Raw genomic sequence first — 16053 nt, forward strand, 5'->3', positions numbered from 1 at the left:
GACCAGACGACGAAGAAGAGAAGTGAACTTCTACATGCGCGGTGCGAGAACCGGCAACTGCGGGTGAAGAATGGTCGAAGAAGCCCTACCGACCACCAACTGTTCACCATCTGGCCACTTGATCGTGAGATAACGAGCCGTACGCACCACCACCCGCTCAGAGAAGGAATTCTGGATTGTCTCTCCAGTCGCCGACGGATTCGGACCTGTCGCTCCGTATACCCCGGGAATTCCTCCGCCGTGAATTCGCACCGGCGCCGCGCACACTCGTCGACATCCTGGTCGCGACGGCCGAGGCGCACCCCGAAGCCCCGGCGATCGACGACGGCTCGACGTCGCTCACCTACCAGGAACTGCTCGAGGAGATCCGGCAGACCGCGGAGGTCCTGGCCGAATCGGGAGTCGGGGCCGGCGATCGCGTCGGAATCCGCATGCCGTCCGGATCCTGCTCGCTCTACGTCGCGATCCTGGCGACGCTCGCCGTCGGCGCCGCCTACGTGCCGGTCGACGCGGACGACCCAGAGGAACGCGCCGAACTCGTATTCGGTGAGGCGCAGGTCCGGTGCGTGATGACCGGCGCCGGTATCACCGCAGGCACCGCCCCCGACAGGGCCGAGTCTCCGAGCGCCCGTCCGCCGACCGTCGACGACGACGCCTGGATCATCTTCACCTCCGGTTCCACCGGCACCCCCAAGGGGGTCGCGGTGAACCATCGCAACGCGGCGGCGTTCGTGGATGCCGAAGCCCGGATGTTCCTGCAGGAAGACCCGATCCGGCCCGGCGATCGGGTGCTGGCCGGACTGTCGGTCGCGTTCGACGCATCCTGCGAGGAGATGTGGCTCGCGTGGCGTCACGGCGCCTGCCTCGTGCCCGCACCCCGGTCCCTGGTGCGCAGCGGCATGGACCTCGGCCCGTGGCTCGTCGCGCGCGACGTCAGCATCGTCTCGACCGTGCCGACCCTCGCGTCGCTGTGGCCCGCCGAGGCCCTCGAGGCCGTGCGCCTGCTGATCTTCGGCGGCGAGGCCTGCCCACCGGAGCTCGCGGAGCGACTCGCCGTCGACGGACGCGAGGTATGGAACACGTACGGGCCCACCGAGGCGACCGTCGTGGCCTGCGGCGCCCTGATGGACGGCAAGAGTCCGGTCAGCATCGGTCTCCCGCTGGACGGCTGGGACCTCGCAGTGGTCGACGGAACCGGTGAACCCGTCCCGGAGGGCGAGGTGGGCGAACTGGTCATCGGCGGCGTCGGCCTGGCCCGGTACCTCGACCCGGATAAGGACGCCGAGAAGTACGCCCCGATGCCGACACTCGGCTGGGACCGCGCGTACCGCAGCGGCGACCTCGTCCGCCTCGACCGCCGCGGACTGCTGTTCCAGGGTCGCGCGGACGATCAGGTGAAACTCGGTGGCAGGCGGATCGAACTGGGAGAGGTCGACAACGCCCTGCAGAACCTTCCCGGCGTCGGCGGCGCCGCCGCGGCCGTGCGCCGGACCGGAGCCGGGCACCAGATCCTCGTCGGCTATCTGGCCAGCACCAACCCCGACTTCGACCTCAAGGCGGCGCACACCGCGCTCACGGAGCAACTCCCGGCGGCGCTGGTTCCCCGGCTGGTCCTCGTCGACGAACTGCCCACCCGCACGTCGGGCAAGGTCGACCGGAACGCCCTGCCCTGGCCCCCGCCGGGTATCGACGACGCCGCGGAGAAACTGGGCCTCGAGGGCACACAGGCCTGGGTCGCGGGGCTGTGGACGGCGATTCTCGGCGCCGAGATCACGGGCCCCGACGACGACTTCTTCGAGCTCGGCGGCGGATCCCTCTCGGCAGCCCAGCTGGTCACGGCACTGCGCGAACGGTTCCCCGAAGTGACGGTCGCGCAGCTCTACGACCATCCGAGGCTCGGTTCGCTCGCGGAATACCTCGACGAGCTGGCGCCGATCGACGCCGCCGAACCCCGCATCGTCACGCCGACTCCGCGTCGGAGCCAGCTCGCGCAGATCGCGGCCACGATTCCGCTCACCACGCTCACTGGCCTGCAGTGGGTCACGTGGCTGGCCATCGCGAACAACGCCTTCTCGTGGTTCACGACGGTGTCGTGGGCGCCCACGGTGTCGTGGTGGTGGATTCTGCTCGCGTTCTTCGTGTTCATCAGCCCGGTCGGCCGGATGGCGATCTCGGTGATCGGCTCACGGATCCTGCTGCGCGGACTCGAGCCGGGAACGTATCCCCGAGGCGGCAGCGAACACCTGCGACTGTGGGTGGCGTTGCGCCTGACCGAGGCCAGCGGCGCCGCGAACCTGTCTGGCGCGCCGTGGATGCTCTACTACGCGCGGGCGCTCGGCGCCAAGGTCGGCAAGGGGGTCGACCTGCACACGCTCCCGCCGGTCACCGGCATGCTCGAACTCGGCGACGGTTGCTCCATCGAACCCGAGGTCGACCTGTCGGGGCACTGGGTGGACGGCGACGTCGTCCACATCGGTGCGATCAAGATCGGTCCGGGTGCGTCGGTGGGCGCCCGGTCCACGCTGATTCCCGGCGCCACCGTAGGCCGAAACGCCGAAGTCGAGGCCGGTTCCGCCGTGTTCGGACGCGTCAAGGCCAATCAGCACTGGGCCGGTTCACCGGCGGTCAAGGTCGGCAAGGCCGTCCACCCGTGGCCCGAGGAGACCCCGCGCCGCGCGGCTTACTGGGTTCCCGCGTTCGGCGTGACGTCGATGCTCATCGCCGGACTGCCGATCTTCGCCCTCGTCGCCGGCATCGTGGTCATCGGCTGGTGGATCCGCGACGCAGGCACGATCGGATCCGCCGTACTCCAGTCGCTGGTGATCCTTCCCGTCGCGACGCTCGTCAGCCTCGCCGTGTTCGCCCTCCTCACGGTCGTGTCCGTCCGGCTGCTGTCCATCGGGCTGCGTGAGGGCTACCACCCGGTCCGCAGTCGCATCGGCTGGCAGGTGTGGGCCACCGAACGACTCATGGACTCCGCCCGCACGTTCCTGTTCCCGCTGTATGCGAGTCTCCTGACGCCGGGATGGCTGCGGTTGCTCGGCGCCCGGATCGGCAAGAACGTCGAAGCGTCGACCGTCCTCATGCTGCCGAAGTTCACCACCGTGGCGGACGGCGCGTTCCTCGCCGACGACACGATGATCGCGAGTTACGAACTCGGCGGCGGCTGGATGCACATCGAACACGCGAAGGTCGGCAAGCGCGCCTTCCTCGGCAACTCCGGGATGACCGGTCCCGGTCGGCGCGTGCCCAAGAACGGCCTCGTCGCCGTGCTCTCGGCCACGCCGTCGAAGGCGAAATCCGGTTCCTCCTGGCTGGGCAGTCCCCCGGTCCGGCTCCGCAGGGCGCCCGGCGACGCCGACGCCTCCCGCACGTTCCGTCCCCCGGTCCGGCTCAAGATCGCCCGTGCGGTCGTGGAGACGTGCCGTCTCATCCCGGTGACGGTGACGTTCGGAATCGGCCTCGGCGTGCTGTTCGCGCTGCAGGTGATGGCTCACCACATCGGCTTCTGGCTCGCGGCGCTGGCCAGCGGTGTCGTCCTCCTCGTCGCGGGCGCGGTCGCCGGGCTGATCTCCGTGATCGCGAAGTGGCTGGTGGTGGGTCGGATCGGCAAGATCGAGCACCCGCTGTGGAGTTCGTTCGTGTGGCGGAACGAGGTGTCGGACGCCTTCGTGGAGACCGTCGCCGCACCCTGGTTCGCCCGTGCCGCCACCGGCACCGCCGTGCTCAACGTCTGGTTGCGGGGTCTCGGCGCCACCATCGGCAAGGGCGTGTGGTGTGAAACCTATTGGCTCCCCGAGGCGGATCTCGTCACGCTGGGCGACGGCGCGACCGTGGAACGGGGGTGTGTCGTGCAGACTCACCTGTTCCATGATCGGATCATGTCCATGGACACCGTCATCCTCGGGGCCGGCGCCACCCTCGGGCCGCATTGTGTCGCGTTGCCCGCCGCCCGGATCGGCGAAGGCGCCACGGTCGGCCCTGCCTCACTCGTCATGCGCGGCGACACCGTGCCGCAGTCCACGCGCTGGCAGGGGAATCCGATCGCCCCCTGGGCGGCGAGGTGAAGTCCGAGAAGGGGATCGACGAGCCGGTCGACCCGTACCTCCCCCAGAACGGCAACCGCGGATACCGGGTGTCCCGGTACGAACTCGACCTCACCTACAAGGTTCACAGCAACCGGCTGACAGGCAAGGCCACGATCACCGCGGTCACCACCGAGGCTCGCTCGCGGTTCGCTCTCGATCTGGCGGCCAACCTGCACGTCACGAAGGTCGCGACCAACGGTTCCCGGAACACGAAGTGGCTGCACCGGAACGGCAAGCTGATCGTCACGCCCGCGCAGACCGTCCCCGCGGGCGGCGCCCTCGTGCTCACCGTCCAGTACGGGGGTTCGCCGAAACCGATCCGCAGTGTGTGGGGTGAGGTCGGCTGGGAGGAGTTGTCCGAGGGCGCGCTCGTCGCCAGTCAGCCCAACGGGGCGGCGTCCTGGTTCCCGTGCGACGACCACCCGAGTTCGAAGGCGAGTTACCGCATCGCGATCACGACCGATTCGCCGTACTACACGGTGGCCAACGGTGCGCTGGTCAGCAAGCAGACTCGGGCCAGCCAGACGACGTGGGTGTACGAGCAGACCGAGCCGATGGCGAGTTATCTGGCCACCATCCAGATCGGGCCGTACGAACGCCGGAGCCTCGGTTCCGGCGGTGTCCCCATGTTCGCCGTCCATCCGCCTCGATTGCGCGCGCCGTTCGACGTGGACTTCGGCCGGCAGCCTCAGATGATGGACGTGTTCTCCCGATTGTTCGGCCCGTACCCGTTCGCCGACTACACGGTGGTCGTGACGGACGACGAGTTGGAGATCCCGCTCGAGGCGCAGGGGCTGTCGATTTTCGGCGCCAACCATTGCACCGGCCGGCGCTGGTCCGAACGCCTGGTGGCGCACGAACTGGCTCATCAGTGGTTCGGCAACAGCCTGACGCTCGGCCAGTGGCGCGACATCTGGCTGCACGAAGGCTTCGCCTGTTACGCGGAGTGGATCTGGTCGGAGAACTCCGGTGGACATTCCGCGCACCAGCTCGCCCTGCAGGCGCATCAGGGCCTGTCCCGCAAACCGCAGGACCTGGTGATCGCCGATCCGGGACCGCAGCTGATGTTCGACGACCGCGTCTACAAGCGCGGCGCTCTCACACTCCACGCTTTGCGACGCCGGCTCGGCGACGACAAGTTCTTCGGGTTGCTTCGGCAGTGGACGCTGGCCCATCGCCACTCGACCGTCACGAGCGAGCAGTTCACCGACCTGGCCACCCACTACACCGACGAGCCGCTGCGCCGGCTGTGGGATTCCTGGCTCGGCGAGAAGACCCTGCCGCCGATGTGAGCTGCGGTCACTGCGGGTTCGGCAGGTGCGCGCGCCACTTCGTGAGTGCGAGCGCGAGGCAGCCGGCGGCTGCGACCGCGCCGAAGACGAACATTCTCGGGTACGTCACCGCCGGGAACGTCTCGGACAGGTAGGCCATCACGGCGGGTGTCCCGAATCCCAGGTAGGTGAGCGAGTAGAAGACGGCGGTCAGTCCGGCGAGATCGTCCGGTCCTGCGATCCGCTGAATCTCCTGCAGTCCGGACACCATGGCCATGCCGTATCCGCAGCCGAGCACGACGGCGGCGGCGAGCGCGAGCGGAACGGTCAGCGCCGACGCTGCGACGGCGGCGACGCCCATTCCGGCGAGGACGACGATGAGTGACACCACGACGGCACGCGCGTTGCGGGGGGTGTCGATTTTGCGGCCGAGTGCCTGGATCGCGAATCCCGCCCCGAGGCCGACCGCGCACATGAGCGCCGAGAACGCGAGCGGCAGCCCACCCGTGTTCCCGGACATCAGCGACGGCAGCACCGCGTAGGCGGCGGCCGCCGTCCCGAACACCCACGGTGCGAGCGGCGCGATCACGAACAGGAATCGCTTGTGTGCGGCGGACGGGATCGCGAGGTCGCGGGCGAGCGAGACGCGCTCGGCGACCGGCTGGGCCGCGCGGGTCTCCGGGGCCCGCCACAGTGCGACGGCAGCGGCGACGGCGATCGCGCTGTGCACGACGTACGACAGGACGCTCGGCAGTGGCGCCCACTGCGCGAGAACGCCGGCGACGCCCGCGCCGAGGCCGAAGCCGCCGGTCAGACTCATCGCTGCCCGTCGCGCACCGGCACCGTCCGTGACCGTGGGATCCCACGGCGCGGACGACAGTTCCTTCACCCAGCTGCCACCGACGGCCATGCCGAGGCCGAGCGCGATACCGCACAGGACGCGGCCGACGATGAGCATCGCCGCGGAGTCGGCGCCGAGGGCCAGGAGCGCGGAACCGGCGATCGTCAGGAACGGTGCCGGGAGCAGGATCGGCCGCCGTCCCAGCCGGTCGGAGAGGGGTCCGCCGAGGAGCAGGGCGGGCACGATCCCGACAACGTAGGCGAACAGGAACAGATCGACCGTGACCGGGGAGAAACCGTGGTCGGCGCGGTACATGCCGAGGAGCGGCGTGAATTCGTTGCCACCCCACGCGACCGCGAACATGGTCGCGGCCACCAGCAGCCAGGCGCGGGGCGACGCGAGGGCCTCCGGCGCCTCCCTCGGGGATTCGCGGACGACGGTCATCGCGCAACTCCTCTCGGGTTGAGGGCGTGGACCTGGCGCATGTGGACGAGTACGGCGGTGTCGTATCCGGCGGCGTCACCCGCCTCGACGAGTTCGGTCAGCTGCTCGTGGTCGGCGATGATCCTGGGCAGCTGTCCCGGGTCGCGGGTGATCGAGTGTGCCGTCATGCGGCGCTGACGCTCGCGAATGCTGGAGTAGAACGTCGCGAGCAGCGGGTTCTCGCCGGCCTCGACGATCATCCGATGGAAGTCGGCGTCGGCCGCGCTGAAGGCGGCGACGTCGCCGCGCTCGGCGATCGTCCGCTGCTCCGCGAGGTTCTCGCGCAGGCGGGCGACGAGGAGTTCACGGGCGTGTGGCTGGTCGGCCAGCACCCGGACGCTGTGCGTCTCGACGAGTTGCCGGGCGTCGACGACGTGCTCTGCCTCGCCGTCGGCGACGGGCACGATGAGCGCGCCGCGCTTCGGGTAGAGCCGCATCCAGCCCTCGGCCTCGAGCCGGAGGAACGCTTCGCGCACCGGGGTGCGGCTGAGCCCCATGCGTCCGGCGATCTCGCCCTCGCTGATCAGCTCACCGCCGGGCAGACCGCCCGACAGGATGAGCTCTTTGACCTCGCGATAGGCCTGCTCCGCGGCGGAATACAACATAGACACAAGATGTATTTATACTCCGGAGACGGATTCGGGTCTATGCAGAGACAGCCACTGTGAGCTCTATCTCCACAGGTGCGCCGGACGGCAGGGCGTACACACCGATCGCGCTGCGCACCGGCAGCGCGTCGGGTCCCAGGCATTCGACCAGCACATCCGACGCGCCGTCGGCCACCGCGGACAGTTCGCGGAAGTCCGGGGTACACGCGACGAAGACGCTCATGCGCAGGCACCTGGAGATGGCCGCCGTGCCGCCGACGGCCGCGGCGACGGCGGCGACGGCATTCCTCGCCGCCAACCCGGCCGCCTCCCGGGCCCGCGGGATGTCCAGGTCCCGTCCGACGACACCGGTAACCGTCAGCACACCGTCACGGCGTGGCGTCATCCCGGCGCTGTACGCGATCCCGTCGTGCACGACAGCGGGAACGTAGCGGCCCTGGGGCCGTGGAGCGGTAGCGACGGATTCCTGCTCAGACACCGAGTGCAATTCCTTCCTGGCGGGGGTCGGCGGCGCCGGACAGCAGCCCGCGCGCTGCGTCGAGGGAGATGATCTGCGCGCTTCCACCGGCGGCCCACGGACCCTGCAGTGCGACGTCGTGACCCAGACGCCCCAACTCGGTGCGCACCTCCTCCGGAATGCGGGACTCACACCGCAGTTCCGCCGGGCGACCGACCACATCGGCGTCGCTGCCGGGGAAGACCGTGAAGCGGGGCGCCGCGACGGCCTCCGCCGGGTCGAGCCCGTGATCGAGCAGGTGCGAGATCAGTTGCATGTTCCATTGCACCTGCCCGTCCCCGCCCGGGGTGTTTCCGACGTGCATGAGATTCCCGGCCGTATCGGTGATCACCCACGCGTTGAGGGTGTGCAGCGGTTTACGCCGCGGCGCCGCGGCGTTGGGATGTCCCGGAATCAGGTAGGCCCCGCGGCCGTATCGGTTGTTCAGCACCACTCCGGTGCCGGGAACGGTCATCTTGGCGCCGAATGTGAAGGCGAGCGAGTGGATGAAACTGACGGCACGGCCGTCGGAGTCCACCGCGACGGTCGAGGTGGTGTCTCCGGCGCTCACACCGAAGGCGCCCGCCGACGCCCGGCGGCCGTCCAGCCGGTCTCTCGCCGCCCCGATCGCGGCCGGCTCGAGCACGGCCTTCCACCCGTCGGTGCCGGCGCCGCAGGACGCGAACCGGTCCTCGAAGGCCAGACGCGCCGCCCTCGCCATGCGATCGACCGCCGGAGCGGTGAGCCAGGGGGAAAATCCGACGACGCCGTCGTTCAGCGCCGCCTGCTGGAGCACCATCCACCCCGGCGTGGGCAGGGGTGTCTGGTGAACGACTGCACCGGCGTAGTGCCCGGTGATCGCCGACTCCGGTCGCGCGTCGGCGCCTGCCGACCACTCGTCCCCGCCGAACGGCGCCCCACCGGCGCGGAGGGCCTCGACAGCCCGCCGAGCGAACGAGCCGGTGTAGAAACCGTGCACGTCGCGCGCGAGCTCACGAATGGACCGGGCCAGGTCGTGCTGCGGCAGCAGCTCCCCGACCTGCGGCAACCGTCCGCCCGGGAGATACACCGCACGCAGGCCGGGGTCGGCGGCGATCGCGGTCTGCGCTTCTCTCACGTCGTCACGCGTCTTGGCCGAGCAGGGAAGCCCCTTCTCCGCCGTGCGCACCGCCGGCGCCCAAAGATCCGTCAGCGAGCGGGTGGCGCCGCCCGCGTGCAGCGCACCGAGGGCCGCCGGCGCTCCGGGAACCGCCACCGCCAGCGCCCCGTCGAGGGGAATCGACCGCAGCCCACGTTCTGCGTAGAAGTCCACGTCACCGCCGTCGGGCCCGAAGCCGCTGCCCCCGACCGTCCACACCGATCCGTCCGGTTCGCGGACGACGGCGAACGCGTCACCGCCGATCCCGCACTGCCCCGGCAACGTCAGCCAGGTCATCGCGGCCATGGCGAGCGTCGCGTCGATGGCGTTGCCGCCGTCGGCCAGAACTCGGGCACCTACGGTGCTCGCCGCGGGATGACTGGACGAGACCATGCCGTCGGCGGAGAGAGTGGACGGTCGCGGGTTCACTTCATGCACCCCCGCGCTGCCCGCCGGCGCGGGATGGAGCTGGTGTCGTCGGGGTCGATGCCGACGAAGATCTCGCCGTCACGTTCCTCGACCGGGTAGGTCTTGATGGCCACCGTCGCCGGTGGGCACACGGGTTCCCCGGTCTCGAGATCGAACACGCTTCCGTGGCAGGAGCATCCGATGCCGTCGTCGACGAGTTTCCCGGACGAGAGCAGGCAGTCCAGGTGTGTGCAGTAGTTGGACGTGGCGTAGGCCTTCCCGTTCAGGCGGGCCACGGCGAACTCGTGTTCGCCGGCGAAGAAGCGGCGCACGATGCCTTCGGAAACCTGTCCGGAGCGCGCAACGCGAGTGAATTCCATGGTCTTCTCCCTCTGTCGACAGGTAGATCTCAGGCCGAAGGGCTGAGGTAGACGGTCTTTTCGGCTTGGTAGAACTGCATCATCGAGTCCCCGGCCTGTTCCTTGTGGGTCTGCGTACTCGATGCCTTGTATCCGCCGAACGGCGCGTTCATGCTCATGCCGGTGGTGGGCTGGTTGATCTTCACCAGACCCGATTCGGAACGGCCCGCGAACGCGAGCGCCTTGGTCACGTTGTTGGTGACGATTCCCGCGCTGAGCCCGAATTCCGTGTCGTTCGCGAGTGCGACCGCCTCGTCGAAGCCGGACGCCCGCAGGAAGACCAGCAGTGGGCCGAACACTTCTTCCGTGACCACCCGCATGTCCGGGCTGCCGCCGGCGAACACGGTCGGGACGGCGAAATAGCCGGTCCCACTGTCGAGACGTACTCCACCACAGACCAGTTCGGCCCCTTCGTCGCGGCCGATCTGCACGTACTCGAGGAATTTGGCGAGCTGCCCCTCGCTCGCGAGAGCCCCCATGCCCACGCCAGGGTCCGCGCCCGGGCCCACGGTGATCCCTTCGGCGAGCTCCACCACGCGGTCCAGCAACCGGTCGTGGATCTCGTCCACGGCGATCACCCGGCTGGTACCCGTGCACGCCTGCCCCGACAACCCGAAGGCGCCCTTGACGATCAGCGCAGCGGCCTTGTCGACGTCGGCGTCGTCGAGAACCACGACGGGGTTCTTGCCGCCCATCTCGAGCTGACTGCGACGAGACGGACCCACCGCCGCGTGAATCGCGCGGCCCACCTGGGTGGAGCCCGTGAACGTCACGGCATCGACGCGCTCGTCCGCCGCGACCGCGGCACCGGCACGACCGGAGCCCTGGACCAGGGCGAGGGCCCCGGCCGGAAGTCCCCCGGCGAGCAGTGCCTCGACCAGCCGCTGTCCCATCAACGGCGTGAGCTCGGACGGTTTGAACACCACGACATTTCCGGCGGCCAGTGCCGGTCCGAGTTTGCGCGACGGAATGTTGAGCGGGAAGTTCCAGGGGGTGATCGCCCCGACGATTCCGACGGGTTCGCGCAGGGTGATGACGAGGCCCTCCCCCGGCGTGGGATACGTGCTGCCCGTGGTGCGCAGCGCCTCGCCCGCGTAGAAGCGCAGGTTCATCGGCGTGCGGCCGACTTCCATGGCCGCCTCTGCCCGGGTCTTGCCCTCCTCCCGGACGAGTTCGCCGACGAGGTCGTCTGCCCGCGCCTCGAGGTGCGCGGCCGCGGCTTCCAGGATCGCCGCGCGGCGTTCCGGGGGCGTCGCGGCCCACTGCGGCGCCGCCTTGGCCACCGCGCTGACGGCGGCATTCACGTCCGCCGCGGTCGAGTCCGGGAACACGCCGATCACGTCGTCGTGGTCGGCAGGATTTCGTCGCTCGAACGTCGCTCCGGTGGACGACGGGACCCACTGCCCGTCAATGAGATTGAGACCCTCGATCATGACACCGTCACCAATTCCTCGTCGTCCTCGTCCATCAGGTCGAACAGGTCGACGTCCTGATCCGCCAACCGGGCCGGCGCGATCGACCGGCCGATCAGTTCTCTGGCCGCGCTGATCTCGTCGCCGCGGTCGAGCGTGAAGGCGCCGCGCACGACACCGCTGTCCAGATAGAAGGCGGTGAACTCGCCGTCGCCGGCGCTGCCGCGGAGAACCAGGTCGGTGTAGCGGGCGGTGCCGGTGAACTGGATGTTCTTGCCGAACTGATCGGACCAGAACCAGTGCGCGGGGTCCACCACCCCGACGCGTCCGAGCATGAGGTTCGCGGTCGCCGCCCCCTGCTTGCTCGCGTTGTCGAAGTGTTCGACGCGAACGTGTCGTCCTGCTGCGTCGGAGAATCGCGCTGCCACGTCGCCGGCGGCGTAGACGTGCGGAACCGATGTCCGCCCCTGTGCGTCCACGAGGATTCCGCCGTCGACGGCAAGTCCGGAGGCCTGCGCGACCTCGACGTTGGGGACGATGCCGATGCCCACCACCACGACGTCGGCCTGAAGCACCTCTCCGCCCTCGAGGGCGATGAGCACGCCGTCCGTCCGGGTCGTCACGGTGTCGACCCGGACGCCGCCGCGGACGATGACTCCGTTGTCCCGCTGCAGCCGAGTGCAAACCTCACCCATCTCGGGTCCGAGAATTCGGGCGAGAGGTACCGCGTCCGCCTCGAGGACGGTCACGTCCGCTCCCAGGGTTCTTGCGGTGGCGGCAATTTCGAGTCCGACGAAGCCCCCGCCGATCAGCACCAGGCCGACGCCGGGGCGGAGGTGGGCGGCGAGCCGTTCGGCGTCGTCGATCGTCCGCAGGTAGTGCACCCGTTCGGGTGCCGGACCGTTCACCGGTATCGTGCGCGGCCTGCCGCCGGTCGCGACGAGTACCGCGTCGGCCGCAAGGCTTCGGCCGTCGGACAGTTCGACCGACCCGCCGCTCGCGTCGATCCGGGTCACCGTCGTGCCGGTGAGAAGTTCGACGTTCTGCGTGTCTCGCCACGCGTCGGGCAGCAGCATCAGAGACTCGCGATCCTCCTGCCCGGCAAGGAATTCCTTGGACAGCGGTGGGCGCTGATACGGCGCGTACGGCTCGTCGCCGACGAGGAGGATCCTGCCGTCGAACCCTCGGCGCCGCAGCGTGCGCGCCGCGACGGCAGCGGTCTGGCCGGCGCCGATGGTGACGATGGTGTTCAGCGTCATGGGGTCACTCGCTCTCTCAGTCGACTTCGGCCGGCGAAGTCGCGGTCTCGGCGTAATCGGGGCTGCGGGTGAGATCCACGTAGACGACGTCGTCCTCGACCTTCACCGCGTAGGTCGGCTGGCACAGGTCCTGGTCCTCCTCGTAGCCGGTGTCGAGGTCGAACGCCCACTGGTGGCCCGGACAGATGACCCGCCCGTGCAGCAGGGTGCCTTTCGCCAGTGACCGATCCTGATGGATGCACAGGTCACGAAAGGCATAGATCCGGTCGTCGGCCTGGAACAGGGCGACCGCGGTGTCCCCGACCTCGACGCGAAACTTCCGGCGGCGGCCGAGCTCACGCACGGTTACCAGCCGGGTCCAATTCGTCTCCATCGTTCTCTCCTGTCGGGCGGGATGCCTGCGTCCGGAGGGGCCCGATGCGGGCCCCTCCCTTCGCACGGTCAGGCGGTCGCGAGCTCGAGGTCGGTTGCCACGTACGTGTCGTAGAGCCCCTTCGTGTACGAGAAGCGCATCTCGGCCCCCCACTGCACGAGTTGCAGGCAACGCTGCTGCAGCTGCGGGGTATCCGCGTGGTCGAGCACGATCTGGTATCCACGCTCACCGTGCACCACGTCCGACGTGATGTGCAGGTCGAAGAACTCGATTTCGTCCTCGGTGAATCCGTACACCTCGCGCAGAGGGATGATCTGCTTCTTGTAGATGCTCGGTACCTGCGACTCGAGTCCGACGACGAGCGCGGCGGTGGCCACGACGAAGTGCTCACGCTGCGACACCGCGTAGCACCACGACTGCAGTCCGCGGGTGATCGCGTTCATGTTCGACGGGTCCTCGACGCGCTCCTTCGTGGTGCCGCACGCCTCGGCGAACTTGATGAGGAGGTCGGTGTGCCGGATGTCGGCCAGTTCCTCCTCGTACATGTTCTGGAGGGTGAAATCCTTTGCATTGGTGAAGGTGTCGGGGGTGTTGGAGTAGATGTTCGCGAGGTAGTCGGCGAAGGGTCCGACGTAGTGGTAGTGGTTCTCCGCCCACCGCGCGAAATGGTGCTTCTCGAGCTTGCCCTCGGCCCACGCCTTGCTGAACGACGCGTTCTTCGCCTCGCGGCCCTTGATGGCGTTCTCCAGAGCTGTGCGGAATTCGTCCCTGCCTAGAAGTTCGGTCATGATGTGCCTCGTCTTCCTCGAGTGTGAGAATGGTTGGGGATGCTCCGACTGGAGTGAATTCGACGTTATCGACTCGAGGTCTGCCCGACCACGGTCGAAGTGACTGCGTTGGAACGGTTTCGATGTGCACATTGTCGGCACATCGTGGAGATTCAGCTGGGTACCGCGGCGAGGGCGTCGAACTCGGCCAGCATCGCCGCTCCGACTGCCTTGTCCTGCTTGCCGTTTCCTCCGCTGATACCGATGCCGCCGACGATCTGGCCGTCGAAGACGAGGGGAAATCCGCCGACGAACACCGCAAACTTGCCCGGCAGCATCTGGCTGATGCCGAAGGCTTCGTTCCCCGGCAACGCCGGACCGTCGGGAGCCTCGTTGAACAGATGTGTCGCCCGCTCGTGACCGGCAGCGGTGAACGCTTTGGCGATCGCGATGTCGACGCCGGTGAGGCGCGCTCCGGGCAGCCGGTGCAGGGCCAGCACGTTGCCACCGTCGTCGCAGACGCACAGGGTCTGCTTGACGCCGATTTCCTCGGCCTTCGCGCGTCCCGCGGCGAGCAGTGGGAGTGCGTCGTCGAGGGTGATTCGGTGAACCTGATGCATTGTCTTCTCCGTTGCGTATTCGGGAGGAAGTGATGCACCGATTTCTATCACCGGGATGACCGGAGGAACCATGGTCAAACTATCCGGCGATCTCGGCGAATTCAGGGCATAGTGCATAGGTAGTGCAGGCGTGCGCTCCGCCATACTGCACATCCGATACTCCCGAGGAGGGTCCGTAGTGGACGACACCACGACACCGAACGCGGAGGACGAGCGGTTGTCGTTACGCGGCCTGCTGGAAGAGCCCCTGCTCGCGTCGGCCCGGCTGCTGTCCGGTACAGACGCCCTGAGCGATCCGGTGACGTGGTGCCTGCCGTGGGGTGAGGTGATGAGCCGGCCCGACTCCCTCGCCGAGGTCGCTGTGTACACCCGGCCGGAAACCCTGTCCGCGCACGGACGTGAACTCGAATCACTGGTGGCACGGGGAGCCGGCGTCCTTCTCGTCGACGGGTCGGCGCCCGCGGACACGGTCTGGCCGACCGGACTCACGGTCGTGGAGCTGGGTTTTCCCGTCGGGTTCACCGCGCTCAACCGGCTCCTCGCCGAGCGCGCACTCACCCAGGAAGCGCACGTGATGCGTTATGCCCTCACCGTGCACCAGTCGCTGGCGGGGTTGCTGCACCGCGGAGCGGGCCTGCCGATGCTGATCCGCGAGGTCGCGGCGCTGACCTCGGACGTTGCCGTCGCCCTGGATGTCCGGGGGCGCCTCCTCGCGCACGCCGGTCTCCCGGACGCCGAGGACGCGGGGACCGTCGCCCTCCTGGAGGCTCTCGCGAACGCGCTGCCGCGGCTCGAGGAATCACCACCGGCACGGATGCACAACGTTCACGTGCTCCGCCTGGAGCATCCGGACGGACTGTTCGCGCCCACGACGGCGGTCGCCGGGGCAATGCAACTCGCCGGCCGCTACGAGGGCTGGATCGTGGTCGTCGTGCCCGGGGCGAACCCGCGTCGGCACGACATCGCACAGCACCGGGTGGTCGTCGAACAGGCCGGGACGATCATCGGCACCGAGATGCTCCGGCAGCGGAGCGTGGACGAGGCCGAGGAGCGGGCGCGCGGCGACTTCGTCCAGGCCCTCGTGCACGGCAATTTCGCCAACGACCACGACCTGCGCACCCGGGCGGCGCTGCACGAGATCGATCTGGACCTGCACTACATCGTGTTCGTCGCACCCGGCCTCGTCGACCGGGCGTCGGGACGGCCCGGAGCGAGCATGGTCCGGCTGGCCCGATACGCCGCCGGCGTCCTCCCACGCCCGGGCGTCCGTTCTCACGTCACCGTCATCGGCGACGTGCTCGTGGTGATCCGATCGTTGAGCTCCGTCGACACGCCCGGCGTCGAATCCGAGATCAGCGAGTACGCGCACGCCATGTCGCTCGATCTCGAAACCCGTTTGGGTCAGCGGATTCCGGTGGCCCACGGACGCCCCGCGGCGGGCGCCCGCGATATCGGGGAAAGCTACCGCGAGGCCCGCATCACCCTGGGCATCGCCCAGCGGCTCGGGCTGTCCGGTTCGGTGGCGTACAACGACCTGCGCGGGTTCAGTGTGCTCGCCCGCGCCACCGACACCGACGAGAGCCGACGGCTCATCCGTGACGTCCTCGGGCCCCTTCGAGCGTCGAGTTCGCATGCCGACACCGAGGAGTTGCTGTTCGCCTACCTCGAGGAGGGCGGAAACATCAACGCCGCCGCACGGCGCCTCCGAATCCACCGGAACACGATGATCGCCAAGCTCGATCGCACGTCGCGGCTCATCGGCATGGACATCCGGGAACCCGAGAACCAGTTCACCCTGTGGCTGGCGCTCCGTCTCGATCTGCTCTCCCAGGTGCAGGACACCGTCAACCACGAGATCGTGACCCGCTGA

The 16053-nt window shown here is 68.8% G+C and carries 13 protein-coding genes; 3 read left to right on the forward strand and 10 right to left on the reverse strand.

Features of this window, described 5'->3' with window-relative positions; translation table 11 throughout:
- The first annotated feature begins 176 nt into the window (after window positions 1-176).
- Both DTA22_RS31480 and DTA22_RS31485 read left to right on the forward strand, forming a co-directional pair.
- Window positions 177-4067, forward strand: a complete 3891-nt coding sequence (locus DTA22_RS31480) for a Pls/PosA family non-ribosomal peptide synthetase (RefSeq protein ID WP_112302041.1) — start codon at window positions 177-179, stop codon at window positions 4065-4067.
- Window positions 4064-5380, forward strand: a complete 1317-nt coding sequence (locus DTA22_RS31485; protein ID WP_174233891.1) for a M1 family metallopeptidase — start codon at window positions 4064-4066, stop codon at window positions 5378-5380. Before DTA22_RS31480 ends, DTA22_RS31485 begins: the two co-directional genes overlap by 4 nt.
- A 7-nt stretch (window positions 5381-5387) precedes the next feature.
- Here DTA22_RS31485 and DTA22_RS31490 read toward each other — a convergent pair whose 3' ends face one another.
- The 10 genes from DTA22_RS31490 to DTA22_RS31535 form a co-directional block, all read right to left on the reverse strand.
- On the reverse strand, window positions 5388-6644 hold the full coding sequence (locus DTA22_RS31490; RefSeq protein WP_112302042.1) for an MFS transporter: 1257 nt from the start codon (window positions 6642-6644) through the stop codon (window positions 5388-5390).
- Entirely contained in the window at window positions 6641-7288 is a 648-nt protein-coding gene (locus DTA22_RS31495) for a GntR family transcriptional regulator (protein WP_037242377.1), read from the reverse strand. Before DTA22_RS31495 ends, DTA22_RS31490 begins: the two co-directional genes overlap by 4 nt.
- 40 nt (window positions 7289-7328) lie before the next feature.
- The gene (locus DTA22_RS31500) at window positions 7329-7769 is read right to left on the reverse strand and encodes a RidA family protein (RefSeq protein WP_112302043.1); all 441 of its coding nucleotides are present in this window, start codon (window positions 7767-7769) and stop codon (window positions 7329-7331) included.
- The gene (locus DTA22_RS31505; protein ID WP_112302044.1) at window positions 7762-9354 is read right to left on the reverse strand and encodes a gamma-glutamyltransferase family protein; all 1593 of its coding nucleotides are present in this window, start codon (window positions 9352-9354) and stop codon (window positions 7762-7764) included. The genes DTA22_RS31500 and DTA22_RS31505 overlap by 8 nt, the downstream gene beginning before the upstream one ends.
- Window positions 9351-9713, reverse strand: a complete 363-nt coding sequence (locus DTA22_RS31510; RefSeq protein ID WP_005245019.1) for a Rieske (2Fe-2S) protein — start codon at window positions 9711-9713, stop codon at window positions 9351-9353. The genes DTA22_RS31505 and DTA22_RS31510 overlap by 4 nt, the downstream gene beginning before the upstream one ends.
- 29 nt (window positions 9714-9742) lie before the next feature.
- On the reverse strand, window positions 9743-11185 hold the full coding sequence (locus DTA22_RS31515; RefSeq protein ID WP_112302045.1) for an aldehyde dehydrogenase family protein: 1443 nt from the start codon (window positions 11183-11185) through the stop codon (window positions 9743-9745).
- The gene (locus tag DTA22_RS31520) at window positions 11182-12423 is read right to left on the reverse strand and encodes an NAD(P)/FAD-dependent oxidoreductase (RefSeq protein WP_112302046.1); all 1242 of its coding nucleotides are present in this window, start codon (window positions 12421-12423) and stop codon (window positions 11182-11184) included. Before DTA22_RS31520 ends, DTA22_RS31515 begins: the two co-directional genes overlap by 4 nt.
- Window positions 12424-12439: 16 nt before the next feature.
- A complete protein-coding gene (locus tag DTA22_RS31525) occupies window positions 12440-12796 on the reverse strand; it encodes a Rieske (2Fe-2S) protein (protein ID WP_112302047.1) in 357 nt (118 codons plus the stop codon).
- Between the two features lie 68 nt (window positions 12797-12864).
- Window positions 12865-13584: a TenA family transcriptional regulator gene (locus DTA22_RS31530; protein WP_037242390.1), complete on the reverse strand. Its 720-nt coding sequence runs from the start codon at window positions 13582-13584 to the stop codon at window positions 12865-12867.
- Window positions 13585-13736: 152 nt separating this feature from the next.
- Complete coding sequence (locus DTA22_RS31535) at window positions 13737-14183, reverse strand: GlcG/HbpS family heme-binding protein (protein WP_112302048.1); 447 nt, start codon at window positions 14181-14183, stop codon at window positions 13737-13739.
- Window positions 14184-14361: 178 nt separating this feature from the next.
- Here DTA22_RS31535 and DTA22_RS31540 point away from each other — a divergent pair, with 178 nt between their 5' ends.
- Window positions 14362-16053 (forward strand): PucR family transcriptional regulator, encoded by a 1692-nt coding sequence (locus DTA22_RS31540; protein WP_037242393.1) that lies wholly within the window; start codon window positions 14362-14364, stop codon window positions 16051-16053.

The sequence above is a fragment of the Rhodococcus wratislaviensis genome (genome assembly GCF_900455735.1).
Taxonomy (GTDB): Bacteria; Actinomycetota; Actinomycetes; order Mycobacteriales; family Mycobacteriaceae; genus Rhodococcus_F; species Rhodococcus_F wratislaviensis.

Bases quoted from the DNA above. Each gene is read 5' to 3' on its own strand.
- DTA22_RS31515 (WP_112302045.1), bottom strand. From the start codon at position 11,185: ATGATCGAGGGTCTCAATCTCATTGACGGGCAGTGGGTCCCGTCGTCC.
- DTA22_RS31495 (WP_037242377.1), bottom strand. From the start codon at position 7,288: ATGTTGTATTCCGCCGCGGAGCAGGCCTATCGCGAGGTCAAAGAGCTC.
- DTA22_RS31530 (WP_037242390.1), bottom strand. From the start codon at position 13,584: ATGACCGAACTTCTAGGCAGGGACGAATTCCGCACAGCTCTGGAGAAC.
- DTA22_RS31490 (WP_112302042.1), bottom strand. From the start codon at position 6,644: ATGACCGTCGTCCGCGAATCCCCGAGGGAGGCGCCGGAGGCCCTCGCG.
- DTA22_RS31510 (WP_005245019.1), bottom strand. From the start codon at position 9,713: ATGGAATTCACTCGCGTTGCGCGCTCCGGACAGGTTTCCGAAGGCATC.
- DTA22_RS31520 (WP_112302046.1), bottom strand. From the start codon at position 12,423: ATGACGCTGAACACCATCGTCACCATCGGCGCCGGCCAGACCGCTGCC.
- DTA22_RS31525 (WP_112302047.1), bottom strand. From the start codon at position 12,796: ATGGAGACGAATTGGACCCGGCTGGTAACCGTGCGTGAGCTCGGCCGC.
- DTA22_RS31535 (WP_112302048.1), bottom strand. From the start codon at position 14,183: ATGCATCAGGTTCACCGAATCACCCTCGACGACGCACTCCCACTGCTC.